Source organism: Roseovarius sp. THAF9, assembly GCF_009363715.1.
Lineage (GTDB): Bacteria > Pseudomonadota > Alphaproteobacteria > Rhodobacterales > Rhodobacteraceae > Roseovarius.
The window spans coordinates 3,445,935-3,468,460 of the sequence record NZ_CP045404.1 but is presented as its reverse complement, the minus strand read 5'-3'; the positions used below and the strand labels follow the sequence as shown (position 1 = coordinate 3,468,460).

Genomic DNA, 22,526 nt, shown 5'->3' with positions numbered 1-22,526 from the left:
ACCCGCGTTTGGAAACAATGCATTGATTGCCTTGGGTTACTGCGTGCTGGCGCTCCGCAGGGTGCGGGCGAGGTTGGTGATGAAGCGCCGGCCCGAGCCCCCGGCAAGGCTGCTGCCCGCCGGAGCATAGACCGCGAGGCTGACGAGATGGTCGTTGATGACCATAGCGCCGCGCCAGTAGCGCGGGTCGCCGCCAGGCAAGGCCAGCTCGCCGCCTGCATCAAGATGCACCAATGCGAGGCCGTCGGCATCTATTGCGGCGAGCGGTTTCTTGGGCGCGGCGCTGGCAGCGATGGTGGCGGCGGCGGGCTGGGTGCGGCCCGACTGCTTGCCCGCCACGTTGACCGCGATCAGGGCCAGCGGCACGGTTACGCCCGGTTCGCCGCTGAGCGATTCACAACTGCCGAGGAAGACGAGGCGGCTGGAAGGCTGGCGGCGCACGTTGTCCGCGTCGACGCAATAGCCGCGAGGGCCGCGCACCACGACCGCGCCGTCATAGAGTGCCAGCGCCTCGACGACGTTGGGGTCGTCGGCGGTGCCAAGCCCCACGTCGTCGCAGGCGGCAAGCGGCCAAAGCAAGGCCGCCAGCCAGATCGGTTTGAACGCGCGCATGGTCAGGGTCAGAGGTCCGCGTAGACGTGACGCTCGGCCTCGGCCCCGGGATGGGTCACCGCGCCCTTGTAGGTCTCGCCGACAAGCTGGGCGTATTTCCAGAGCGCGCCGGAGGCGTAGATCGTCTCGCGCGGGCCGGGCCAGTCTTTCTTGCGCGCCTCCAGTTCTGCGTCGGGCAGGTCCACGGAAAGCTCGCCCTTGATGGCGTCGATGGTGATCTTGTCGCCGTTCTTCAGCATCGCGATGGGGCCGCCATGGGCCGCCTCTGGCCCCACATGTCCCACGCAGAAGCCGCGTGTCGCGCCGGAGAAGCGGCCATCAGTGATGAGCGCGACCTTCTTACCCATGCCTTGGCCCGAAAGCGCGGCGGTGGTGGCCAGCATCTCGCGCATGCCGGGGCCGCCGGCGGGGCCTTCGTTGCGGATGACGATGACTTCGCCTTCCTCGTATTCGCGTTTTTGCACGGCGGCGAAGGCGTCTTCCTCGCATTCGAAAACGCGGGCCGGGCCGGTGAAGACCTGATGCTCGGGCGCGATGCCCGCGACCTTCACGATGGCGCCTTGCGGGGCGATGTTGCCCTTGAGGCCGACGACGCCGCCGGTCTTGGTGAGGGGCGCATCGATGGAATAGATCACCTTGCCGTCCGCTTCACGCTCAATGCGGTCGAGTTCCTCGCCGATGCTGCGGCCGGTGGCGGTCATGCAATCCTCGTGTATGAGGCCCGCCTTGCGCAGCTCCTTCATTACCACGGGGATGCCGCCGGCGTCGTAAAGGTCCTTGGCCACGTATTGGCCGCCCGGTTTGAGATCGACGAAATAGGGCGTGTCGCGGAAGATCTCGCAGACATCGTCGAGGTAAAATTCGAGACCCGCCTCATGCGCGATGGCGGGCAGATGAAGCCCGGCATTGGTGGAGCCGCCTGTGCAGGCGACGACGCGCGCGGCGTTTTCCATCGACTTGCGCGTGACCACGTCGCGGGCGCGGATGTTTTTCTCCAGCAGGTCCATGACGGCGCGGCCCGACGCCTCCGCATATTGGTCGCGGGATTCATACGGCGCGGGCATGCCCGAGGAGTTCATCAGCGCCAGGCCGATCGCCTCGGACACGCAGGCCATGGTGTTGGCGGTGAACTGGCCGCCGCAGGCCCCGGCGGAGGGACAAGCGACGCGTTCGAGCGCGTCGAGCGCCTTGTCGGACATGGTGCCGTTCTGGTTCCAGCCGACGGCTTCGAACATGTCCTGCACGGTCAGGTCGCGGGTTCGGAACTCCTCGGGGATCTCGTCGATCTGGGGGGCCTTGCCCGGCAGGATCGAACCGCCGTAGATGAAGACCGACGGGACGTTAAGGCGGACCATGGCCATCATCATGCCCGGCAGCGACTTGTCACAGCCCGCAAGGCCCACGATGGCGTCGTAGCAGTGGCCGCGCATGGTAAGCTCGACCGTATCCGCGATGGCCTCGCGGGAGGCGAGCGACGAGCGCATCCCCTCGTGGCCCATGGCGATGCCGTCGGTGACGGTGATCGTGGTGAATTCGCGGGGCGAGCCCTTGGCCTCTTTCACGCCGCCCTTGACGGCCTGGGCCTGGCGGTTGAGTGCGATGTTGCAGGGCGCGGCCTCGTTCCAGCAGGTGGCGACGCCGACGAGGGGCTGGTGAATTTCCTCCTCGGTCATGCCCATCGCGTAGTAATATGAGCGATGCGGCGCGCGGGCGGGCCCTTCGGTCACGTGGCGGCTGGGCAGTTTGCTTTTGTCGAACTTGGTCATCTGGGCCTCCCCTGAAATCTTCGGATCCGGTCTAGGCCAGAGGGGCGACGGGGGCAAGCTTTCGCGCGGGCAAAGTTCAGCGCGGCGGCGTGGCCATGGCGGCCACGGGTGCGTGGCGGTGGCAGGTGAGCACATGGTCGTTGACCATGCCCACGGCCTGCATGAAGGCGTAGACGATGGTGGGGCCACAGAACTTGAAGCCGCGTTTCTTCAAATCTTTCGAAATTGCGCGGGATATTTCGGTTTCAGTGGGCACTTCGGCCAGGCTGGTCCAACGGTTCTGCAAGGGCGCGCCCCCCATGTAGGACCACAGGTAGGTGTCGAACCCCTGCTCGGCCTCGATGTCTTGCCAGGCGCGGGCGTTGGTGATCGTGGCCTCGATCTTGCCGCGGTGGCGGATGATGCCGGGATCACCCAGGAGGCGCTGTACGTCCTCCTCGCCCCAGGTGGCGATGAGATCCGGGTCAAAGCCTTGGAAAGCCTTGCGAAAGTTGTCGCGCTTCTTCAGGATCGTGATCCAGCTGAGACCGGCCTGGAAGCCGTCTAGAATAAGCTTTTCCCACAGCGCGCGGCTGTCCCATTCGGGCACGCCCCATTCGGTGTCGTGATAGGCCTCGTAGATCGGATCGGTGCCGACCCAGCCGCATCTTTCCATCCTTCAAGCCCCCCGGTTTCGCCTGTTGCGGACAGTATGACTCAAATGCCCGGTTTAACAATTCCTTAGCCTGCGTGGCGCTTATTGGGCGGCGGTGGAGTACGGAGAGATTCATGGGTGAAAAGAGATTGAAGTGGGCGAATGTGCCAAAAGGGCATCACAACCCGCTGGCCTACGCCGTGTCGGCGCGGGACCAGTCGGTGATCCAGATGGTCGAGGAGGCGGTGCGGCATGGCCACGTGATGCTGGCCTATCAGGCGGTTGTGCCGTCGGGGCGGCAGGACCGGCCGGCCTTTTACGAAGGATTGGCACGGGTGCTGGACGAAACCGGCCGGATCATCCCGGCGCGGGAGTTCATCGACGCGATCGAAGCGACGGAGACGGGCCGCATCGTCGATTGCCTTTCGCTTGAAAAGGGGATCCGCACCTTGCGCGAGTATCCTGATATCCGCCTGTCGATCAACATGTCGGCGCGGTCCATCGGCTATCCGCGCTGGATGCGGACGCTGAAACGCGGATTGGGGCAGGACCCGACGCTGGGTGAGCGCCTGATCCTGGAGATCACCGAAAGCTCGGCCATGCTGGTGCCGGAGCTGGTGGTCAATTTCATGGCGGATCTGCAGAGGAAGGGTATCAGTTTCGCGCTGGACGATTTCGGGGCCGGGTTCACCTCGTTCCGATACCTCAAGGATTTCTTTTTCGACATCCTCAAGATCGACGGGCAGTTCATTCGCGGAATTGCGGAAAACCCGGACAACCAGGTTCTGACGCGTGCGCTGACCGCCATCGCCGAACAGTTCGACATGGTCACAGTGGCCGAAAGCGTGGAGCGGCCCAACGACGCCGTTTACCTTCAGAATATCGGGGTGCATTGCCTTCAGGGCTATTACTTCGGGGCGCCCACGGTACAGGCACCATGGCTGGGAACGACCCAGACGGCCGCGATGGCCTGACCTGTGACAACGGCTACAGTTGCCGCGTTGCGGCGACTGCGGTACACCCTGCGTAATGCGGGGAATCCGGGGGCCGCATCAGGCATGCTGCCCTTTTTCCTCGGCCAGCAAGAATTGGTGGAGGACACTATGACCAATGTAGTTATCGCTTCGGCAGCACGGACCGCTGTCGGCTCTTTTTCCGGCGCGTTCGCCAACACCCCGGCCCATGATCTTGGCGCGGCCGTTCTGGAAGCCATCGTCGAGCGCGCGGGCATCGACAAGGCCGAGGTTTCGGAAACGATCCTTGGCCAGGTCCTGACCGCGGCGCAGGGCCAGAACCCCGCACGCCAGGCGCATGTGAACGCCGGCCTGCCGATCGAAAGCGCGGCCTGGGGCATCAACCAAGTATGCGGGTCGGGCCTGCGGGCCGTGGCGCTGGGCGCGCAGCACATCCAGTTGGGTGATGCCGATGTCGTTGCCGCCGGCGGGCAGGAGAACATGAGCCTCAGCCCCCACGCCGCGCATCTGCGCGCCGGGCACAAGATGGGCGACATGAAATACATCGACACGATGATCCGCGATGGGCTGTGGGACGCGTTCAACGGCTATCACATGGGCCAGACCGCCGAGAACGTCGCCGACAAGTGGCAGATCACGCGCGATCAGCAGGACGAGTTCGCCGTCGCCAGCCAGAACAAGGCCGAGGCGGCGCAGAAGGCGGGCAAGTTCGATGACGAGGTGATCCCGTTCACCGTCAAGACCCGCAAGGGTGAGACCGTCGTCGACAAAGACGAATACATCCGTCACGGGGCCACGATGGATGCGATGCAGAAATTGCGCCCCGCCTTCACGAAAGACGGGTCGGTCACCGCGGCCAACGCCTCGGGCCTGAATGACGGTGCGGCGGCCGTGCTGTTGATGAGTGCCGAGAATGCCGAGAAGCGCGGGCTCGAGCCTCTGGCGCGGATCGCCTCCTACGCGACGGCCGGTCTGGACCCTTCGATCATGGGCGTTGGCCCGATCCATGCCAGCCGCAAGGCGCTGGAAAAAGCGGGCTGGAGCGTCGATGACCTGGATCTGGTGGAGGCAAACGAAGCCTTCGCCGCGCAGGCCTGTGCCGTGAACAAGGACATGGGCTGGGACCCGTCGATCGTGAACGTGAACGGCGGTGCGATTGCCATTGGCCATCCCATCGGCGCGTCGGGCTGCCGCGTTCTGAACACCCTGCTGTTCGAGATGAAGCGTCGCGACGCCAAGAAGGGCCTCGCCACGCTGTGTATCGGTGGCGGCATGGGTGTCGCAATGTGCATCGAGCGCCCGTAAGCATTTGATGCTGAAATAGGAAACAGGCCCTCGGGGCCTGTTCTTCCATGTGATTTCCCGAAAGGATTTTTGCATGAAATTGCCCGACAATCCCCCGCAGATCGTGTTTTCCGGCGGCGGGTTGCGGTGTTTCTGGCAGGGCGGTTTCCTGACGCGGCTGGAGCAGACGCGCAAGTTCACGCCCGAGCGGGTGACCGGGGTGAGCGGCGGCGCGTTGGCCGGTGCCGCGTGGATTGCCGGGATCGAGGAGCGGCTGCTGGACGTGATGTGCGATGCGTTCGAGAAGCGCGACCACAACCTCGACCTCTTTGCCGCAGACGAAGCAGGCATCACGCCGCACCAGCGCATCTATTGCGACGTGGTGGAAACGGTTCTGGACGAGTCGGCCAAGGATCGGGTCGCGAGTGGTCCGGCCTTTCAAATCCAGATTGCGCATCCGCCCTCTACCGGCCATCCGACCATGACGGGCACGGCGCTGGCCGCGGCCTATGAGGCGGAACTGCATATCGTGGGCAGCCCGCATTTCGACTGGGCCGAGAAAATGGGCCTGACTTCGCAACTGGTCGATGCCAACAAGGCGGCGCGCGACGGGCGGCTGGTGGAATTGATCAATGCGGCCGCGGTGATTCCGCCGGTGTTCGAGCCGCCGCTTTGGGGCGACCGGCGCGTGGTCGATGGCGGCATGGCCGACTAGGCTCCGCTGCCCGACCCAGACGAAGGCGAGACGCTGGTGCTGTTGACCCGGCCCTACAAAAATCTGCCGGACGTGCCGGGCCGCGTTTATGTCTGGCCGTCCGAGGAAACGCCTGCGGACAAGATCGACTTTACCGACCCGCAAAAGCTGCGCGATACGTGGGCTTTGGGACAGCAAGACGCGGAGGCGTACCTGAACGGCGGATGAGTGCCGCGAAGTGAAAAGAATTGCGCAACAATGTTGCGCTTTGCGCACATGATGAGTAGCAAAGTTTCCAAGAAAACCAACACTGGACAGAAAGACTGGAGGAGTTCCCATGGCGAGAGTTGCCCTTGTGACCGGCGGTAGCCGCGGTATCGGTGAGGCCATTTCGAAAAAACTGAAGGAAGAGGGCTACGAGGTTGCTGCCACCTATGCGGGCAACGACGAAGCCGCGGCGAAGTTCACCGACGAGACCGGCATCAAGACCTACAAGTGGAACGTGGCCGATTACGACGCGTCCAAGGCCGGGATCGAAACCGTCGAGGCCGAGCTTGGCCCGATCGACGTGGTCGTGGCCAATGCGGGCATCACCCGTGACGCGCCGTTCCACAAGATGACGCCGGACCAGTGGAAGGACGTGGTCGACACCAACCTGACGGGCGTGTTCAACACCGTGCACCCGGTCTGGCCGGGTATGCGTGAGCGCAAGTTCGGGCGCGTGATCGTGATCAGTTCGGTCAACGGCCAGAAGGGCCAGTTCGCGCAGGTGAACTATGCGGCCACCAAGGCGGGCGATATCGGCATCGTGCGGTCGCTGGCGCAAGAAGGCGCGCGGGCGGGGATCACGGCCAATGCTGTCTGCCCCGGCTATATCGCCACCGAGATGGTTATGGCGGTGCCGGAAAAGGTGCGCGAATCGATCATCGCGCAAATCCCGGCCGGTCGCCTGGGGGAGCCGGAAGAGATCGCGCGTTGCGTGGCATTCCTGGCCTCCGACGACGCCGCCTTTATCAACGGATCGACGATTTCGGCCAACGGGGCGCAGTTCTTCGGGTAAGTTTACCTGACCCAAAAATGCGAAAGGGCCGGTCAGGAAACCGGCCCTTTCTGTTTCCAGAGACCTGCAACGATCATCTGGAAGGTGACTTTCGGCCCAGCCAGTTGAGCAGCTCGCCAAAAGCACGGCTGCGTTCGTAATGCGCGGCGCGGTAGGCATCGCGGGTCTTGGCATCGGTGGCTGTCTCGATCATGGCTGATCCTTTCAGGGAAACTTGACTGGGTTGAATATGCGTCTTTGCAGAAAAGACCACAAACGAGACTTTTCACGGTTTCAGTTAAGTATTACTTTAGTGAAATGAGTGACCGCCTGCCTCCGTTGACTGCCTTGCGCGCGTTCGAGTCCGCGGCGCGGCACATGTCCTTTCAGAGGGCGGCGGCGGAATTGAACGTGACACCGGCCGCGCTGTCGTTCCAGATAAAGTCGCTGGAAGAGCATCTGGGGGCCGCGCTGTTCCGGCGGTTGAACCGCGCGGTGGAACTGACCGAGGCGGGGGCTGCGCTGGCGCCGGGCTGCCGTGACGGGTTCTCGGCGCTGTCAGCGGCCTGGACGGCGACCCGGCGGGGGCTCGACAACAGCACGCTGACAGTGACGGCAGGACCGGCCTTTACCGCGAAATGGCTGGCGCCCCGCCTTTACGAATTTGCTCAGGCCCATCCCGAGATCGAGCTGCGGTTCACGGCGTCGCTCCGGCTGATGGACTTCGTCCGCGACGAGGTGGACGTGGCAATCCGGTTCGGCCACGGGGCGGACAAAGGGTTGTATTCGCTGCCGCTGGCCGAGGAATGGGTGACGCCGATGATGACACCCGCGCTGGCCGAACGGTATCCGACGATCGAAAGCCTGGCCAAGGCGGTTCTGATCGTCGACCAGTCGATTGATTTCCTGGACCCGCCGACCGATTGGGCGGCGTGGTTCCGTGCGGTGGGCATGCCGCCAATAGAGCCGCACGGCCCGCGATTTTCGCAAGGGGATCACGCGATCGATGCGGCCTTGGCCGGCGTGGGTGTGGTGCTTGGGCGTCGGGCGCTGGTGATGAAAGACCTGATGGAAGGGCGGTTGGTCGCGCCCTATGGCAAGGCGGTCAGCGCCGGAGCGCAGTTCCGGTTTGTGTGCCGTGAGGGCGCGGAGAATAAGCCACAGATAAAGGTTTTTCGCGACTGGATGCTTGCCGAAACCGCCAAGGGGTTCGAGACGACCGCGAAGATGGAGATGGTACCGCTGTTGCCCGCGTAATCACGAGATGCGCCGCGGGGGCGCATCCCGATCAGTCGTTGCGTGGCATGCTAATGGGTAAGTCGTTCAATCTCTTCTTTCAGCCGGAGTTTCTGCTTTTTCATGCTTGAGATTTCAGTGTCGGGCGTTCCCGGGGCACGCTGTGCCGCTTCGACCTGTTCCGAGAGAGCCTGGTGTTTCTTCTTAAGTTCCTCGACATGTGAACTCAATGCCATGAATGCGTCTCCTCTTTCTGATGTGCACGGGATAGTGCAGCACAAAACATGTAATCTGTCACGCTGCGCCCGCAAAATCGGTTGGCGGGATTTAGCTACAACTTGCCTAAATCAGTCCGGGAAAGGCATTTCCCCGCCGTCGCGCAGGATGCAAGCCGTTGCCGACGTGTAGTTTTCGCAATCGTTAACGTGCGCTTGCCCATTATGCAGGCACCAGCCGTCATGCAACCGGAATGCGGCCCGTCCGCCGCGTTTTCCGCGCAAAAGGACCAGTCTGGCGGGACGTCCGGGACGGGGAATCAGTGGCAGAAGCTTAAGGCTGCCGAGGTGGCGCGCGGCGTGGGACAGAAGCTCTGGCAGGCGGTCGGCGCGCTGGATGAAGGTGGTGGTGCCCTTGGGCCGGGTGCGTTTGGCGGCGGCGGCGACCCATTCGGCGAGAGGAGTATCCTCGCCCACGGCGCCTTCGCGGCCGAGATCGGTGGCCGCCGTGCTGGCGGCGCGGTCGAAATAGGGCGGGTTGGCGAAGACGTGGTGAAACTGGCGCTCTTTCAGGGTGCCGGGCATGTCGGCAAGATCGCCTTCGATCACCTCGAAGGGCAGGGCGTTGGCCGCGCCGTTCTCCTTGGCAAGGGCGGCATAGGCAGGCTGACGTTCCAGTCCGGTCAGTTGGAGCTCGGGCACGCGCCGCGCCAAACAGAGCCCCGCGACGCCGACGCCGCAGCCGAGATCGAGCACGGTTTCGCCCGGCTTGGCGGGGATGCTGGAGGCCAGCAGCACCGGGTCGATGCCGGCGCGATAGCCCGCCCGGGGCTGAAGGATTTTCAGCCTCCCGCCGAGATAATCGTCGCAGGTGGTCTCAAGCGTCACGAGAGCGCCTCGACCTCTATCCCGTTGTCCTCAAGGGTCTGGCGGGCGGGAAAGTAGTCTTCCTCGCTGACCATCAGGCGGCGTGGGAAGATCCCTATGCCGCCTTCGAGGATGCTCATGTTTACGTCCAATTCAAAGCAGTCTATATCCTCGCCCTGAAGCAGAGCCTTGGCGAAGGCCATCACGGTCGGGTCGGTGGTGCTGAGAAGATGCTTCATGGGGATGACTTAAGGACACCGGACGCGCATTGTCGAGCCTGAGTGACAGGAGTTTGATGGGACTGGACCACGCCGCTACCAAACCGCACGAAGCGCTGGCCTCGCATCTGCAGGGCAAGCTGGACGAGGTGAATACCCTGATCCGCGAGCGGATGGCGTCGCGCCACGCGCCGCGTATTCCGGAAGTGACGGCGCATCTGGTCGAGGCAGGCGGCAAGCGGTTGCGACCCATGCTGACGCTGGCTGCGGCGGATCTGTGCGGATATGGCGGCGGCGATGACGTGAAACTGGCCGCGACGGTGGAGTTCATCCATACCGCGACGCTGTTGCACGACGACGTGGTGGACGAAAGCGCGCAGCGGCGCGGGCGGCCCACGGCGAACCTGCTTTTCGACAATAAATCCAGCGTGTTGACAGGCGACTACCTGTTCGCGCGGGCATTCCAGTTGATGGTCGAGACCGGGTCGCTGACGGTACTGGACATCCTGTCGAACGCGGCGGCGACGATTGCCGAGGGCGAGGTGCTGCAACTGACCGCGGCGCGGAACTTGAAGACGGACGAGGGTATCTACCTGCAGGTCGTGCGCGGTAAGACCGCCGCGTTGTTCTCGGCCGCGACCGAGGTGGGTGGCGTGATTGTCGGAGCGCCGGAGGCGCAGGTGAAGGCGCTATATGCCTATGGCGACGCGCTGGGCATCGCGTTCCAGATCGTCGATGATCTGCTGGATTATCAGGGCGACGCCAAGGCCACGGGCAAGAACGTGGGCGATGATTTCCGCGAGCGCAAGCTGACCCTGCCGGTAATCAAGGCGGTGGCGCTGGCAGATGAGAGCGAGCGCGCGTTCTGGGCGCGGACCATCGAGAAGGGTGACCAGCGCGAGGGCGACCTGGACGAGGCGCTTAGGTTGCTGAACAAGCACGGCACGCTGGAGGCGACGCGGGACGACGCGCTGGAGTGGACGACCAAGGCCAACGCGGCGATGGAGCAGCTGCCCGAACATCCGGTGCGGGACATGCTGCTGGCGCTGTCGGATTACGTGGTTGCGCGCATCCGCTAGGACAAACCCTCAGGGGTGCGCATTGAGCCGGGTGGCGGTGACCCACCAACCCGGATTTTCCTCTTTCAGGCGGCCCTCGGCGGCGCGGGCGGTTTCCTCGCCGGTGTATAGGCCGAAACAGCTGCTGCCGGAGCCGGTCATGCGGGCCATGCGGCAGCCCGCCGTGACGCTGAGTGCGCCCAGCACTTGCGCGATGACGGGCGTCTGCCCGATCGCCGCATACTCCAGATCGTTGCGCATGCCACGAAGCCAGTCGATGAATTCGATCGCGCTGAGGTTTGCCGGGATTTCCGGGGGCATCGGCGTGTTGTTCTTCTGACCGACGGCGGCAAAGACGTCGGGCGTGCGCATGGGCACGCCGGGATTGATCAGGACCGCGTTCAGGCAGGGCAGGTCGTGTGCCGTGTCGATTTTTTCGCCGATCCCTTGCATCCGCGCGGCGCTGTTGCCAAGGCACACGGGCACGTCAGCACCCAAGGGAGTGACGTCGGCGGGCATGGGCGTGTCGGTCAGGCGCGACAGCACGCGCAGGGTGGCGGCTGCGTCCGACGAGCCGCCGCCAAGACCCGCAGCATGGGGCAGAACCTTGTCGAGCTTGATATCGGCGCTGACCCCCATCAGGTCGGCGGCTTTCATAACGAGGTTGTCGGGCCCGTCCGGCACGCCCTTGGACATTGGGCCGCTGAGCGAAAGGTGCGGCGTGTCGGACAGCGCGACCGTCACGTGATCGCCCACATCGGCGAACATGACCAGCGAGTCGAGCAGGTGCATGCCGTCGTCACGCTGCCCGGTGATGTGCAGCGTCAGGTTGATCTTGGCCGGGGCGAAGCCCTCAGCCGCCGTCATCCGCGACCTCCAGCGGGGGCGAGCCTTCTTCCTGCAGGACAACGTCCAGGCCGACTTCGAGCTTGCGACGTATGCGGTCGGGATCCACATCGGGCGACGGGTTTTCCTTGTCCACGAAGGACAGGGCGCGCCGCCACTGGAACTGCGCCTCGATCTCGCGGCCCACGGCCCAAAGGACGTCGCCGAGGTGGTCGTTGACCACCGGGTCCACCGGCATCAACTCGGCGGCGCGTTCCATGTGACCAATGGCTTCCTCGTAGCGGCCCAGCCGGTAAAGGACCCAGCCGAGGCTGTCGACGATGTAGCCGGACTCGGGCTGCGCCTCGACGGCGCGTTCGATCATGTCGAGCGCCTCGTCCAGCTTTTGCTGTTTCTCAACCAGCGAATAGCCGAGGTAGTTCAGAACCTGCGGATGTTCGGGGTTCAGTTCCAGCGCCTTGCGGAAATCGGCCTCGGCCTCGGGCCATTCATCCTGCCGTTCGTGGCTGATAGCGCGGGCGTAGTAGACGAACCAATGTCCCGGCTGCGCTTCGCCCAGAAGGTCGATGGCGTCGTCGTAAGCCGTAACCGCTTTGTCGTACTCTTCACTCTGGCGATAAAGGTCCGCGGCTGCGACATGCACCATGGGCAGTTCGGGGTGCGAGTCGCGCAGCTGTTCCAGCACCTCGATGGCGGCGTCCATCTTGTCGGCGCGGCGCAGCGCCTCGGCGCGGCCCATCTCGGCAGCGGTGAAGGACGGATGATCGCGCGGGACACTCTTGTAGGTCTGGGTGGCCAGCTCGTAGCGTTCCAGCGATTCCAGCAGTTCCGCCGACATCAGGATTGAATCGACATGGTCGGGGTTCAGGTACTGCGCCACGCGGGCGTAAAGCAGGATATAGTCGTCGCCCATGTCGCCCAGCAAGGCCTGGCCGATGGAAAAGAACACCTCGGCGACGCCGTCTTTTGGACCGGAGATCATGTCGAAGGCCACGGGCAGCCCGGTTTCAAGCTCGGCCCGGAGGGCGAGGATTTGAGGGTCTGCATTGGGGCCGAAAGCGTCATCCAGAAGGGCGATGGCTTCGTCGTTGCGCTCCAGTTGGCTGAGCACCGTGGCCCAGGCGCGGGTGCCACGGCGGGTGCGCTGCAGGGGGGCGTCGTCTTCACCGCCGGAAAAGATAGCTTCGGCGGCCTCGAAATCGCCAACGGAGGCGAGGGCAAGCGCCTTGTGATAAAGGGCGAAATTCTTCAGGCCGCGTTCTTCGGATACGTCATTGAACCGCGCGAGAGCGGCGTCCACATCGCCGCGGGCGAGTTCGGTCCAGGCCATCACGAGGCCATCGGCCAGTTGGCCCACGCCCTTGCCGGCCTCGATCCGTTCGATCACGGCGTCATGATTGCCGGCGGCCACGTCCTCGGCGATGAGGGCCATGAAGGCGACCTGGCTTTGCAGCTCCTGTTCCTCGATCTGGCGGGCGACGGGCACGGCGCGGTCGATCTCGCCCAGCGCCATGAAGGCAATGGCGGTGCTTTCGAGGATGACGGGGTTGCTGGCGTCGCGGGTCAGCGCCTGGGTGTAATACTGCGCGGCGGCGTCAAAGTCGTTCTGGTAGCGGGCCTGCCGGGCCGCGAGGTAGGCCCCTACATTGATATCGGCCAGTGCGGGCAACGCGATGCCCTGCAGAATCGCGGCGATGGCGCCTGCGGTCAGGATTTTCACGGGTCTGGGCTCCCTGCCTGTGCGGTCGATGATTTGCGCGAAAGTAGTATGAGCGGCCCGTTAACGCAATGAGGGCGGCCAAATTGCCGCCCTCACATTCGCATCATTTCGCCTGTCGGTTACATATTGGGATAATTGGGCCCGTCGCCGCCCTGTGGCGTGGTCCAGTTGATGTTCTGGGCCGGGTCCTTGATATCGCAGGTCTTGCAATGGACGCAGTTCTGGAAGTTGATGACGAACTGTTGCTCGCCGTCCTTTTCCACGAATTCGTAGACCCCCGCCGGGCAGTAGCGGGCCGAGGGACCGGCATATTTGGGCAGGTTCACCTCGACCGGAACATTCGGGTCCTTCAGCTTGAGGTGGGCAGGCTGGCTTTCCTCGTGGTTGGTCATCGAGAAGCTGACATTGGTCAGCCGGTCGAAGCTGAGCTTGCCGTCGGGCTTGGGATAGTCGATTTCGGCGTGCTTGCTGGCCGGTTCGGTCGCCTCGGCGTCGTTCTTGCCGTGGCCCAGCGTGCCGAAAAAGGAAAAGCCCAGCGTGTTGGTCCACATGTCGAGGCCGCCCAGCGTGAGCGAGGCGGTGAGGCCGTACTTGGACCACAGGGGTTTGACGTTGCGGACCTTTTTCAGATCCGCGCCGATGGCGCCGTTGCGCACTTCGTCCTCGTAATTCGACAACTCGTCGCTGGCGCGGCCGGCCTCGATGGCTTCGTGCGCGGCTTCGGCCGCGGCCTTGCCCGACAGCATGGCATTGTGGTTGCCCTTGATGCGCGGCACGTTGACCATGCCGACGGAACAGCCCAGAAGGGCGACGCCGGGCGCGACCATCTTGGGCATCGACTGGTACCCGCCCTCGGAAATGGCGCGGGCGCCGTAGGCGACGCGCTTGCCGCCCTTGAGCAGGTCGGCCACCACCGGGTGATGCTTGAACCGCTGGAATTCCATGTAAGGGTAGAGGTGCGGGTTCTTGTAGTTCAGGTGCACCACGAAGCCGACGTAGACCTGGTTGTTGTCGAGGTGGTAGATGAACGAGCCACCGCCCGCGTTCTTGCCCAAGGGCCAGCCCATCGTGTGGGTGACGGTGCCTTCGCGATGCTTTTCCGGGTCGATTTCCCAGATTTCCTTCATTCCGAGGCCGTATTTCTGCGGCTCCTTGCCTTTGGAAAGGTCGTATTTCGCGATGACCTCCTTGGAGAGCGACCCGCGCACGCCTTCGCCCAGGAACACGTACTTACCGTGCAGTTCCATGCCCGGCTCATAGCCAGGGCCGGGGGTGCCGTCGGCGTTCTTGCCGAATTCGCCGGCCACGACGCCCTTTACCTCGCCGTTCTCGCCATAGACGATTTCCGAGCAGGCCATGCCGGGGAAGATCTCGACACCCAAGGCCTCGGCCTGTTCGGCCATCCAGCGGCAGACATTGCCCATCGAGACGATATAGTTGCCGTGGTTGTTCATCAGCGGCGGCATCGGGAAGTTGGGGATGCGGACCTTGCCCGCCTCGCCCAGCATGAAGAAATTGTCCTCTTTCACCGGGACGTTGAGCGGCGCGCCTTTTTCCTTCCAGTCGGGGATGAGGGCGTCGAGACCGCAGGGATCGAGCACCGCGCCCGACAGGATATGCGCGCCCACTTCGGAGCCTTTTTCCAGCACGACGACCTCGCGCTCGGGGTCGAGCTGTTTCAGGCGGATCGCGGCGCTCAGGCCTGCGGGCCCCGCGCCGACGATCACGACGTCGTATTCCATGGCTTCGCGTTCGACTTGGGTCATCTTGGTCCTCTCCTGGTCGTCCGGTCGTACTCCGGCCCGCGTAAGAAACTTCGCAACTGGTTATCGCGCGGGGTTGCGCAAGGTCAATTCGAACACGACGTAACAGGCGGTCAAAAGCGTCAAAAAGGCGCAAGTTTCGGCGTGATTGTGCGGAGTGCGGCCATGACCTACTTGCATTGGCGCGTCAGGTCGGGTCATTCTGTCGCGCACGCTTTGGCAAATGAACGGGGTCGCGTAACGGCGGCCCCTTGGTGATACTAGGGACAGGAAAGAAGGACAGGTCATGGAAAAGATCCCGATGACGCAGGACGGCTATGACGCGCTGAACGCGGAACTGAAACAGCTGAAATCCGTCGAGCGCCCGGCCATCATCAAGGCGATTTCCGAGGCGCGCGAGCATGGCGACCTGTCGGAGAATGCCGAGTATCATTCGGCCAAGGAAAAGCAGTCGTTCATCGAGGGACGTATTAAGGAGCTAGAAGGCGCGATCAGCCTGTCAGACGTGATCGACCCCAAGAAGCTGTCCGGCCCGATAAAGTTCGGCGCCACCGTGACGCTGGTGGACGAGGATACGGACGAGGAAAAGTCCTATCAGATCGTGGGCGAATACGAGGCCAATATCGAAAAGGGCCTGCTGAACGTAAAATCGCCTATCGCGCGGGCTTTGATTGGCAAGGAAGAAGGCGATAGCGTAGAAGTGCGCACGCCCGGTGGCGACAAGGCCTACGAAGTGCTGAAGGTCGAATATATCTGACCCGGCAATTTTCAATCAGGTTTGCCCATGACCGACCGAAACCAGTCACCGCAGACACCGCTTGGTGTCTATGACCGGCCCCGCAAGGACAGGGTCACGGGGGTCGAGGTAATCGCGCTGGCGCTTACCATTCTGTGGCTTGGCGGCACGGCGGTGTTCTTTCTGGTGCTGGAGCCGATGGGCATGTTCTCGGAATCCGGCGGGGCCCTGCAATTCGTGGTGATCCTGCTGGCCATCTTCATGCCGGTGGCGATGATCTGGGTTGCCGCGACGGCGGCACGATCGAGCAAGGTGATGCGCGAGGAGAGCCGGCGCCTGCAAACCGCCATCGACGCGATCCGGCAGGCCTATGTGGCGCAGAACCAGAATGCCTACGAGGTGACGCAGCCTTCGGTGGCCAAGAAGCTGGAAGAGATCGCGGCGGCCCAGCGCAAGACCGAGACGGCGTTGGCGACGTTTTCCACCGTGCGCGACGCCGCCGCGCCCCGGCACACCCCGGTGCCGGTGACGGAAGAGGCTGGCACCGACCAGGTCGCGCTGCCGCTTGGGACCCCGGCCGAGGACATGGCCCCGCCGCTGGCGACCGAAGATTTCATCCGGGCGCTGAACTTCCCGGAAAACGCCGAGGACAAGGAAGGCTTTGCCGCGCTGCGCCGGGCCCTGAAGAACCGGCAGAGTGCGCAGCTGATCCAGGCCAGTCAGGATGTGCTGACGCTGCTGTCGCAGGAAGGCATCTACATGGACGATCTGCGCCCCGACATGGCCCGGCCCGAAGTTTGGCGCCGCTTTGCCGCTGGCGAACGGGGCCGGGCGGTGGCGGCTTTGGGCGGTGTGCGGGACCGCTCTTCGCTGGCGCTGACCGCGGCGCGTATGAAGCAGGACACGATTTTTCGCGATGCCGCCCACCATTTCCTGCGGCTGTTCGACCGCACGATCAGCCAGTTCGCTGAAATGGCGACGGATGCCGAGATGTCCGAGATGTCGGACACGCGCACGGCGCGCGCCTTCATGTTGGTCGGGCGCGTGGCGGGGACGTTTGACTGACACTGGGGTCCTGATGACGGAAAGCGGATGTTGCCGGACGCCCCGGAACCCGTCAATATGAACGCCGGAAGACGAAGGGAACATCATGCGCAAGTTTCTCGTGGTGCTGGACGACAGCCGGGAATGCCTCAACGCCATGCGATTTGCCGCGATGCGCGCCAAGAACACGCAGGCCGGCGTTGAGATTCTCGCGGTAATTCCGCCCGATGAATTCAATCACTGGATCGGCGTGGGCGACATCATGCGCGAGGAGGCCCGCGAGCGGATCCACGCGCATTTCGAGGTCTTCGCGAAGTGGATGCGAGACAAGCAGGGCATCGACCCCGAGCTGGTGATCCGCGAAGGCGAGCCGGTGGCCGAGATCATGGCGCAGGTTCAGGAGGACACCGAGATCGGTGTGCTGGTGCTGGGCGCCAGCGCCGACAAGAAGGGCCCCGGGCCGCTTGTGTCACAATTGTCGAAGAATTCCGGTGGCTTGCCGATCCCGATTACTATCGTGCCAGGTGACCTGAGCAAGGAGCGGCTGGAAGCGATCACCTGAGTCGCGCTTTTTAGAATGGTTCCAAACCTTGACACTGCGGGTCTCGCTGCGCATATCTTGGGCAACATAGAAAAAGGGCGCGCACAATGTTCATTCAAACAGAATCGACCCCGAATCCGGCAACGCTGAAGTTTCTGCCCGGCCAGACCGTGCTGGACGCCGGGACAGCCGATTTCCCGTCTTCCGAGACGGCCGACAAGTCTCCGCTGGCCGCGCGCGTCTTCGGCGTAGAGGGTGTGACCGGCGTGTTCCTTGGCAATGATTTCGTAACCGTGACCAAGCAGGACGCGGTGGAATGGGACCATGTGAAACCCGCAATTCTAGGCGCGATCATGGAGCATTTCCAATCCGGTCAGCCGGTCATGGTTGGTGACGGTCCGGAGTCGGGCCACGCCGCCAGCGAAGGCGAGGATTCCGAGGTCATCGACCAGATCAAGCAATTGCTGGACACCCGCGTGCGCCCTGCCGTGGCGCAGGATGGTGGTGACATCACGTTCCATGGTTTCGAGCGCGGCGTGGTTTACCTTCATATGCAAGGTGCGTGTGCCGGTTGCCCCTCCTCGACCATTACGCTGAAAATGGGGATCGAGAACCTGCTGCGGCATTACATCCCCGAAGTGACAGAGGTTCGCCCCGTCGGCGTTTGACCTCGTGACCAACGCACCGCTCGTTTTGGGATTCGACACCTCCGGCCCGTGGCTGGGGGTGTTGTTGCTTTCGGGGCAGGACGTTCTGAGCGACCACTATGTCGACATGCCGAAAGGGCAGGCAGAGGCGTTGTTTCCGGCGCTGGGAGACGCTCTGGCCAATGGCGGCGCCGGTTGGGGTGACCTTGACGCCATTGGGGTCGGCATCGGGCCGGGGAATTTCACTGGCATCCGGATTTCGGTCGCTGCGGCGCGAGGCTTGGCCCTGTCGCTGGATATCCCGGCTATTGGCGTCAGCATTCTTGAGGCCGCGGCATACGGACAGGACAGCCCGGTGCTGGCGACACGGGACGCACCCCGTGGACAGGCTTATGTGCAGGGCTTTGGCATGGACACACCACTTGGGCCGGACCTGATGGCGATCGACGAGATCGACACAGGCCTGATGGAGCCGGGGCTGGTCTGTGTCGGAACGGCGGCCGAGGCGGTGGCGGCACGGATCGGCGCACGCGCGGTTCCGGCGACCTATGCGCCGGCCTCTGCCATCGCGCGGATCGCCGCGACCCGTTGGCGCGAAGACGTGCCCCCTCCGGCGCCGCTGTACCTCAAGCCCGCCGACGCAGCGCCCACGCGCGATGCTCCGCCGGTGATCCTTGATGACGCCTGACGACATGGCCGTGCTTCATTCGCGCGCGTTCGAAGGGCAGGGGCGGGCCTGGAGCGCAGGCGAGTTCCGCGATCTTCTGGACCGGCCGCATATCTTTGTGGTCGGTGACACCAAGGGCTTTGCTGTAGGACAAGCGGTGGCAGGCGATGCGGAACTGCTAACGCTCGCCACCGATTCCGACGCGCGGCGGCAAGGCCACGGGCGGGCGGCTTTGCAAGCGTTCGAGGCCGAGGCCCAAGCGCGCGGCTCGGAGCGCCTGTTCCTGGAAGTTGCGGCAGACAATGCGGCGGCGCTGGGGCTTTACCGCTCGTTCGGCTTCACCGAGCTTGCGCGGCGCGCGAAGTATTACAAGCGGCCCGATGGTGGGCCGGTCGATGCGCTGGTGCTGGAGAAACGCCTGACCTGAGCCCGACTCAGATCGCCGAACTGTGGCCGGCGCGGCTGAGGTCGTAGGCGTCGAGACTGCGGGCGATCATCCGGGTCAGCGGGCGTGCCTCGTGCGGGATGAACAGACCTTCGTTGCTGAGGTCCAGAAGCCCGTCAAACGCGCGTGCGGCAGGTTCCAGCATCTCTCGTACCATTTTGCGAGACATGCTGAAGGTTTCGCAGATTTCCCCGGCATCGATGCGGAAGTCGCACATGACGGCCTCGATCAGGCGGGCCCGCAGAAGATCCTGGCCCTTGAAGACATGCCCCCGGCTGGTCGAGAACCGGCCCTCGCGGATCGCCCCGGTATGGGCACCGGTCGCGGGGGCGTTCTGGGCATAGCCTTGCGGGAAGCGCGAAATCGACGACGCCCCCAGCCCAATGAGCACCTCGGACGTGTCGTCGGTGTAGCCCTGGAAGTTGCGGCGCAGGCGGCCAAGTTTCCTTGCGATGCTCAAGCCGTCTTCGGGTGTCGCGAAATGGTCGATCCCGATTTCGCGGTAGCCGTCCCAGACGAAGAGGCGGCGGGCGGCTTCGAAAAGCTCGAGCCGTTCCTCTGGCGTGGGGAGCGCATCGGACGGGATAAGCTGCTGGCGCTTGGCCATCCACGGCACGTGGGCATAGCCGTAAAGCGCCACGCGGTCGGGGTTGAGCGACAGGAGTTTCTGCACGCTTTCGACCATGCGGCCCTTGGTCTGATGCGGCAGGCCGTAAAGGATGTCCGCGTTCAGACTGCGCACACCGGCGGCGCGCAGCGCGTCTATGGTGTCGCGGGTGATGTCGAAGGTCTGGATGCGGCCGATGGCCTGCTGAATGGCGTCGTCGAAGTCCTGCACACCCACGGAGGCGCGGTTCATCCCGGCGGCGGCGAGCGCGTCGATCCGGGGGGCGTCGATCTCGTTCGGGTCGATTTCGACCGAGAACTCGGTGTCGTCGCCGAAGGGCACCGCATCACGCACTGATTCGGCCAGATCGGTGATCAGGTCGGCCGATAGCAGGGTTGGCGTGCCGCCGCCCCAGTGCAGGCGCGACAGGGTGACGCCCTGTGGCAAGGTGGCCTTCAAAAGTACCAGTTCCGCCTTGAGCGTTTCGACATAGGCAGCGACGGGCGAAAGGGATTTGGTGCCCTGCGTGCGGCAGGCGCAGAACCAGCACAGCCTGCGGCAGAAGGGTACGTGCAGGTAGAGCGAGATTGCGCTGCCAGGCTCTATGGACGTGATCCAGTTCCGCATGGTCGAGGACCCAACGGAATCGGAGAAATGCGGGGCCGTGGGATAGCTGGTGTAACGCGGTACGTTCGCGTCGAACAGTCCCAGTCTGCGGAGTTGTTCTCTATCAATCATGGCGTTAGATTAGGTTTGGGAAAACACGAAAACCTTGATGCAGATCAACTCGACCGAAAGTACTGTCGATGCTCAAAGACGCACCTGACGCGATCCCCCGTGAATGCGGGGAATGCCCCATTCGGCATCGGGCGGTATGCGCGCGATGTGATGCGCAGGAACTGGAGCAGCTGGACCAGATCAAGTATTACCGCAGCTTCGAGGCGGGCCGAACGCTGATCTGGGCCGGGGACCGCATGGATTTCGTGGGCTCGGTCGTTTCCGGCATCGCGATGCTGACGCAGACGCTGGAGGACGGGCGCACGCAGATGGTGGGCCTGCTGTTGCCGAGCGATTTCGTGGGCCGTCCGGGGCGCGAGAAAGCGGCCTATAACGTTGTCGCGGTGAGCGACGTGGTGATGTGCTGTTTTCGCAAGCAACCCTTTGAAAACATGATGATTCACACGCCGCATATCGGTCAGCGCCTGTTGGAGATGACGCTGGACGAGCTGGATGCGGCGCGCGAATGGATGCTGCTGCTGGGGCGCAAGACGGCACGGGAGAAGATCGCGTCGTTCCTGGCTATTCTTGGCCGGCGCAACGCGGTACTGAACATGTCCAAGGCTGCGGGACAGGTGGTGTTCGACCTGCCGCTGACACGCGAGGCGATGGCCGATTACCTTGGCCTGACGCTGGAGACGGTGAGCCGCCAGATCAGCGCGCTGAAGCGCGACCAGGTGATCCATCTGGAAGGCAAGCGGCATGTGACGGTGCCCGATTTCGACCGCCTGTTGGAAGAGGCGGGCGACGACAGTGACGGCGGGATGCTGGCCTGAGGTGGCGTGAAAAGCGTTAATTTCCTGGCTCTGGCCTTGATCGGCAAGTCGGTATCACGTCGGTATTCACGTGGTGCGCCGACGGTGCGATTTCCTGGTTTTCCGTTTTAACAGAGCGTTCGGCAGGATCTGGTGAATGATCGCGCGCGCCGTGGGCTTTCGCCCGCCCTCCGGGACCTTTGTGACCGTTGTACATGCTTTCGGACAGGTTGCGTCCGTCAGGGCGTCGCCGAGGTGAAACGAGTATTTGAGGAACAGTGAAGAGAGCGCGCGGCAATGTCCGCTTCGAGCCAGAATTGCTCGTTGGTGGACGGCGCAGCGTTCGACAAGATGGGCGGACGGACGAAGCCGCTATCGCGGCAATGGCGCTTTTGGCTGGCGCTATGAGCCGCCCCTCACGGCGCGAATTTTGCGATCTCGCTGACCTGACTGACGATTGAGGTTTCTCAATCTGATGACAGGAGGATCTCATGAAGGAGGAGAAGACCACACCGCTGCGCGAGCGGATGATCGAGGACATGCGCATTCGTGGAATGTCACCGAAGACCCAGCAAGGCCATATCAGGGCGGTCCGGTACTTTGCAGAGTTCATCGGGCGCTCACCGGACACCGCGACGCCGGACGAGCTTCGCGCGTATCAGCTCCATATGACAGATACTGGCGTCTCGACTGGGGTGTTCAACGCGAGGATCGTATCGCTGCGGTTCTTCTTCGGCATGACCTGCGGGCGTGAAGAGATGAAGCGGTACATGCAGTTCCGGCGCAAGGCGAAGAAGCTGCCGGTTGTCTTGAGCGTCGAGGAGGTTGGCGACCTATTGGCGGCGGTTCCGGGGCCGGGGCTGAAGTATCGCGCGGCCTTGGGGATCAGCTATGGCGCTGGCTTGCGCGCATCCGAGGTCTGCAATCTCAAGGTCTCGGATATCGACAGCGACCGGATGCTGATCCATGTCGACGAGGGCAAGAATGACAAGGATCGCAAAGCGATGCTGTCTCCCGCCCTACTTGACTTGCTCCGCGATTACTGGCGGGAAGCTCGGCCAGAGGGATGGCTGTTTCCGGGCAAGCCAAAGATCATGGCTCTGTCGCCGCGCCAACTGAACCGTGCGTTCACGTCCGCCAAGCACATGGCTGGGATCAACAAGCCGGCGACGCTGCATACCTTACGGCATAGCTTTGCTACGCATCTGCTCGAGGCGGGAACGGATGTCCGGGTGATCCAGGTGCTTTTGGGACATTCCAAGCTCAGCACGACGGCGCGCTACACGCATGTCGCGACCAAGACCATTCGCGGCACGGTCAGCCCCTACGAGATGCTGGAAAAGCTCCAGGATCATACCGTCAGGCGGGGACTTGAGTAGCG

General features: G+C 63.5%; 25 protein-coding genes. 15 read left to right on the top strand and 10 right to left on the bottom strand.

All coding sequences use genetic code 11. The annotated features are described in order from the left end of the window. Positions 1 to 36 precede the first annotated feature (36 nt). The 3 genes from FIU86_RS17175 to FIU86_RS17165 form a co-directional block, all read right to left on the bottom strand. The gene (locus FIU86_RS17175) at positions 37 to 612 is read right to left on the bottom strand and encodes a hypothetical protein (RefSeq protein ID WP_152476192.1); all 576 of its coding nucleotides are present in this window, start codon (positions 610 to 612) and stop codon (positions 37 to 39) included. Between the two features lie 8 nt (positions 613 to 620). Beyond that, positions 621 to 2,378, bottom strand: a complete 1,758-nt coding sequence (gene ilvD / locus FIU86_RS17170; protein WP_152476191.1) for a dihydroxy-acid dehydratase — start codon at positions 2,376 to 2,378, stop codon at positions 621 to 623. A 76-nt stretch (positions 2,379 to 2,454) separates the two neighbouring features. Further along, positions 2,455 to 3,033 (bottom strand): DNA-3-methyladenine glycosylase I, encoded by a 579-nt coding sequence (locus FIU86_RS17165; RefSeq protein WP_152476190.1) that lies wholly within the window; start codon positions 3,031 to 3,033, stop codon positions 2,455 to 2,457. A 113-nt stretch (positions 3,034 to 3,146) separates the two neighbouring features. Here FIU86_RS17165 and FIU86_RS17160 point away from each other — a divergent pair, with 113 nt between their 5' ends. The 6 genes from FIU86_RS17160 (at position 3,147) to FIU86_RS17140 (ending at position 8,260) form a co-directional block, all read left to right on the top strand. After that, entirely contained in the window at positions 3,147 to 3,986 is an 840-nt protein-coding gene (locus FIU86_RS17160) for an EAL domain-containing protein (protein WP_152476189.1), read from the top strand. A 129-nt stretch (positions 3,987 to 4,115) separates the two neighbouring features. Then, complete coding sequence (locus tag FIU86_RS17155) at positions 4,116 to 5,291, top strand: acetyl-CoA C-acetyltransferase (RefSeq protein WP_152476188.1); 1,176 nt, start codon at positions 4,116 to 4,118, stop codon at positions 5,289 to 5,291. A 73-nt stretch (positions 5,292 to 5,364) separates the two neighbouring features. After that, positions 5,365 to 5,985 (top strand): patatin-like phospholipase family protein, encoded by a 621-nt coding sequence (locus FIU86_RS17150; protein ID WP_368373139.1) that lies wholly within the window; start codon positions 5,365 to 5,367, stop codon positions 5,983 to 5,985. Positions 5,986 to 6,021: 36 nt separating this feature from the next. Next, on the top strand, positions 6,022 to 6,192 hold the full coding sequence (locus FIU86_RS23120; RefSeq protein WP_368373138.1) for a hypothetical protein: 171 nt from the start codon (positions 6,022 to 6,024) through the stop codon (positions 6,190 to 6,192). Positions 6,193 to 6,301: 109 nt separating this feature from the next. After that, on the top strand, positions 6,302 to 7,024 hold the full coding sequence (gene phbB / locus FIU86_RS17145) for an acetoacetyl-CoA reductase (RefSeq protein WP_152476187.1): 723 nt from the start codon (positions 6,302 to 6,304) through the stop codon (positions 7,022 to 7,024). Between the two features lie 297 nt (positions 7,025 to 7,321). Beyond that, positions 7,322 to 8,260, top strand: a complete 939-nt coding sequence (locus FIU86_RS17140; RefSeq protein WP_152476186.1) for a transcriptional regulator GcvA — start codon at positions 7,322 to 7,324, stop codon at positions 8,258 to 8,260. A gap of 50 nt (positions 8,261 to 8,310) precedes the next feature. Here the strand turns inward: FIU86_RS17140 and FIU86_RS17135 are convergent, their stop codons facing one another. The 3 genes from FIU86_RS17135 to FIU86_RS17125 form a co-directional block, all read right to left on the bottom strand. After that, a complete protein-coding gene (locus tag FIU86_RS17135) occupies positions 8,311 to 8,475 on the bottom strand; it encodes a YdcH family protein (RefSeq protein ID WP_152476185.1) in 165 nt (54 codons plus the stop codon). Positions 8,476 to 8,586: 111 nt separating this feature from the next. Continuing rightward, positions 8,587 to 9,342: a tRNA1(Val) (adenine(37)-N6)-methyltransferase gene (locus FIU86_RS17130; RefSeq protein ID WP_254703874.1), complete on the bottom strand. Its 756-nt coding sequence runs from the start codon at positions 9,340 to 9,342 to the stop codon at positions 8,587 to 8,589. Next, positions 9,339 to 9,560 carry a DUF2007 domain-containing protein gene (locus tag FIU86_RS17125; RefSeq protein WP_152476184.1) on the bottom strand — a complete coding sequence of 74 codons (222 nt, stop codon included), beginning with the start codon at positions 9,558 to 9,560 and terminating at the stop codon, positions 9,339 to 9,341. Before FIU86_RS17125 ends, FIU86_RS17130 begins: the two co-directional genes overlap by 4 nt. 56 nt (positions 9,561 to 9,616) lie before the next feature. On the opposite strand from FIU86_RS17125, the gene FIU86_RS17120 reads away from it, so the two are divergent. Continuing rightward, positions 9,617 to 10,618 carry a polyprenyl synthetase family protein gene (locus FIU86_RS17120; protein WP_152476183.1) on the top strand — a complete coding sequence of 334 codons (1,002 nt, stop codon included), beginning with the start codon at positions 9,617 to 9,619 and terminating at the stop codon, positions 10,616 to 10,618. Positions 10,619 to 10,627: 9 nt separating this feature from the next. On the opposite strand, the gene FIU86_RS17115 is transcribed toward FIU86_RS17120, so the two are convergent. The 3 genes from FIU86_RS17115 to FIU86_RS17105 form a co-directional block, all read right to left on the bottom strand. Beyond that, a complete protein-coding gene (locus FIU86_RS17115; protein ID WP_152476182.1) occupies positions 10,628 to 11,464 on the bottom strand; it encodes a 4-(cytidine 5'-diphospho)-2-C-methyl-D-erythritol kinase in 837 nt (278 codons plus the stop codon). Next, positions 11,451 to 13,163, bottom strand: a complete 1,713-nt coding sequence (locus FIU86_RS17110) for a tetratricopeptide repeat protein (RefSeq protein WP_254703873.1) — start codon at positions 13,161 to 13,163, stop codon at positions 11,451 to 11,453. Before FIU86_RS17110 ends, FIU86_RS17115 begins: the two co-directional genes overlap by 14 nt. A 119-nt stretch (positions 13,164 to 13,282) precedes the next feature. Further along, complete coding sequence (locus FIU86_RS17105; RefSeq protein WP_152476181.1) at positions 13,283 to 14,929, bottom strand: electron transfer flavoprotein-ubiquinone oxidoreductase; 1,647 nt, start codon at positions 14,927 to 14,929, stop codon at positions 13,283 to 13,285. Positions 14,930 to 15,212: 283 nt separating this feature from the next. Between FIU86_RS17105 and greA the strand changes: the two genes are divergently transcribed. The 6 genes from greA (at position 15,213) to FIU86_RS17075 (ending at position 18,988) form a co-directional block, all read left to right on the top strand. Further along, a complete protein-coding gene (greA, locus tag FIU86_RS17100; protein WP_152476180.1) occupies positions 15,213 to 15,683 on the top strand; it encodes a transcription elongation factor GreA in 471 nt (156 codons plus the stop codon). Positions 15,684 to 15,710: 27 nt separating this feature from the next. Beyond that, positions 15,711 to 16,727, top strand: coding sequence for a hypothetical protein (locus tag FIU86_RS17095; RefSeq protein WP_152476179.1), 1,017 nt, complete (start codon positions 15,711 to 15,713; stop codon positions 16,725 to 16,727). 85 nt (positions 16,728 to 16,812) lie between these two features. Next, the gene (locus FIU86_RS17090) at positions 16,813 to 17,268 is read left to right on the top strand and encodes a universal stress protein (protein ID WP_103764669.1); all 456 of its coding nucleotides are present in this window, start codon (positions 16,813 to 16,815) and stop codon (positions 17,266 to 17,268) included. 86 nt (positions 17,269 to 17,354) lie between these two features. Next, a complete protein-coding gene (locus tag FIU86_RS17085; protein WP_152476178.1) occupies positions 17,355 to 17,915 on the top strand; it encodes a NifU family protein in 561 nt (186 codons plus the stop codon). Positions 17,916 to 17,919: 4 nt separating this feature from the next. Next, complete coding sequence (tsaB, locus tag FIU86_RS17080; RefSeq protein ID WP_152476177.1) at positions 17,920 to 18,582, top strand: tRNA (adenosine(37)-N6)-threonylcarbamoyltransferase complex dimerization subunit type 1 TsaB; 663 nt, start codon at positions 17,920 to 17,922, stop codon at positions 18,580 to 18,582. Continuing rightward, positions 18,572 to 18,988: a GNAT family N-acetyltransferase gene (locus FIU86_RS17075; protein WP_152476176.1), complete on the top strand. Its 417-nt coding sequence runs from the start codon at positions 18,572 to 18,574 to the stop codon at positions 18,986 to 18,988. The genes tsaB and FIU86_RS17075 overlap by 11 nt, the downstream gene beginning before the upstream one ends. 7 nt (positions 18,989 to 18,995) lie before the next feature. Here FIU86_RS17075 and hemN read toward each other — a convergent pair whose 3' ends face one another. Further along, positions 18,996 to 20,351 carry an oxygen-independent coproporphyrinogen III oxidase gene (hemN, locus tag FIU86_RS17070; protein WP_152476175.1) on the bottom strand — a complete coding sequence of 452 codons (1,356 nt, stop codon included), beginning with the start codon at positions 20,349 to 20,351 and terminating at the stop codon, positions 18,996 to 18,998. A 68-nt stretch (positions 20,352 to 20,419) separates the two neighbouring features. Here hemN and fnrL point away from each other — a divergent pair, with 68 nt between their 5' ends. Then, positions 20,420 to 21,166, top strand: a complete 747-nt coding sequence (gene fnrL, locus FIU86_RS17065; protein ID WP_152476174.1) for a transcriptional regulator FnrL — start codon at positions 20,420 to 20,422, stop codon at positions 21,164 to 21,166. Positions 21,167 to 21,636: 470 nt separating this feature from the next. Further along, positions 21,637 to 22,524: a site-specific integrase gene (locus FIU86_RS17060; RefSeq protein ID WP_152475288.1), complete on the top strand. Its 888-nt coding sequence runs from the start codon at positions 21,637 to 21,639 to the stop codon at positions 22,522 to 22,524. Positions 22,525 to 22,526 lie beyond the last annotated feature (2 nt).

Bases quoted from the DNA above. Each gene is read 5' to 3' on its own strand.
- FIU86_RS17155 (WP_152476188.1), top strand. From the start codon at position 4,116: ATGACCAATGTAGTTATCGCTTCGGCAGCACGGACCGCTGTCGGCTCT.
- FIU86_RS17140 (WP_152476186.1), top strand. From the start codon at position 7,322: ATGAGTGACCGCCTGCCTCCGTTGACTGCCTTGCGCGCGTTCGAGTCC.
- FIU86_RS17125 (WP_152476184.1), bottom strand. From the start codon at position 9,560: ATGAAGCATCTTCTCAGCACCACCGACCCGACCGTGATGGCCTTCGCC.
- phbB (WP_152476187.1), top strand. From the start codon at position 6,302: ATGGCGAGAGTTGCCCTTGTGACCGGCGGTAGCCGCGGTATCGGTGAG.
- FIU86_RS17175 (WP_152476192.1), bottom strand. From the start codon at position 612: ATGCGCGCGTTCAAACCGATCTGGCTGGCGGCCTTGCTTTGGCCGCTT.
- FIU86_RS17160 (WP_152476189.1), top strand. From the start codon at position 3,147: ATGGGTGAAAAGAGATTGAAGTGGGCGAATGTGCCAAAAGGGCATCAC.
- FIU86_RS17105 (WP_152476181.1), bottom strand. From the start codon at position 14,929: ATGACCCAAGTCGAACGCGAAGCCATGGAATACGACGTCGTGATCGTC.
- FIU86_RS17090 (WP_103764669.1), top strand. From the start codon at position 16,813: ATGCGCAAGTTTCTCGTGGTGCTGGACGACAGCCGGGAATGCCTCAAC.
- FIU86_RS17165 (WP_152476190.1), bottom strand. From the start codon at position 3,033: ATGGAAAGATGCGGCTGGGTCGGCACCGATCCGATCTACGAGGCCTAT.
- greA (WP_152476180.1), top strand. From the start codon at position 15,213: ATGGAAAAGATCCCGATGACGCAGGACGGCTATGACGCGCTGAACGCG.
- fnrL (WP_152476174.1), top strand. From the start codon at position 20,420: ATGCTCAAAGACGCACCTGACGCGATCCCCCGTGAATGCGGGGAATGC.
- ilvD (WP_152476191.1), bottom strand. From the start codon at position 2,378: ATGACCAAGTTCGACAAAAGCAAACTGCCCAGCCGCCACGTGACCGAA.
- FIU86_RS17075 (WP_152476176.1), top strand. From the start codon at position 18,572: ATGACGCCTGACGACATGGCCGTGCTTCATTCGCGCGCGTTCGAAGGG.
- FIU86_RS17095 (WP_152476179.1), top strand. From the start codon at position 15,711: ATGACCGACCGAAACCAGTCACCGCAGACACCGCTTGGTGTCTATGAC.
- FIU86_RS17085 (WP_152476178.1), top strand. From the start codon at position 17,355: ATGTTCATTCAAACAGAATCGACCCCGAATCCGGCAACGCTGAAGTTT.
- FIU86_RS17135 (WP_152476185.1), bottom strand. From the start codon at position 8,475: ATGGCATTGAGTTCACATGTCGAGGAACTTAAGAAGAAACACCAGGCT.
- hemN (WP_152476175.1), bottom strand. From the start codon at position 20,351: ATGATTGATAGAGAACAACTCCGCAGACTGGGACTGTTCGACGCGAAC.
- FIU86_RS17115 (WP_152476182.1), bottom strand. From the start codon at position 11,464: ATGACGGCGGCTGAGGGCTTCGCCCCGGCCAAGATCAACCTGACGCTG.
- FIU86_RS17150 (WP_368373139.1), top strand. From the start codon at position 5,365: ATGAAATTGCCCGACAATCCCCCGCAGATCGTGTTTTCCGGCGGCGGG.
- FIU86_RS17060 (WP_152475288.1), top strand. From the start codon at position 21,637: ATGAAGGAGGAGAAGACCACACCGCTGCGCGAGCGGATGATCGAGGAC.
- FIU86_RS17120 (WP_152476183.1), top strand. From the start codon at position 9,617: ATGGGACTGGACCACGCCGCTACCAAACCGCACGAAGCGCTGGCCTCG.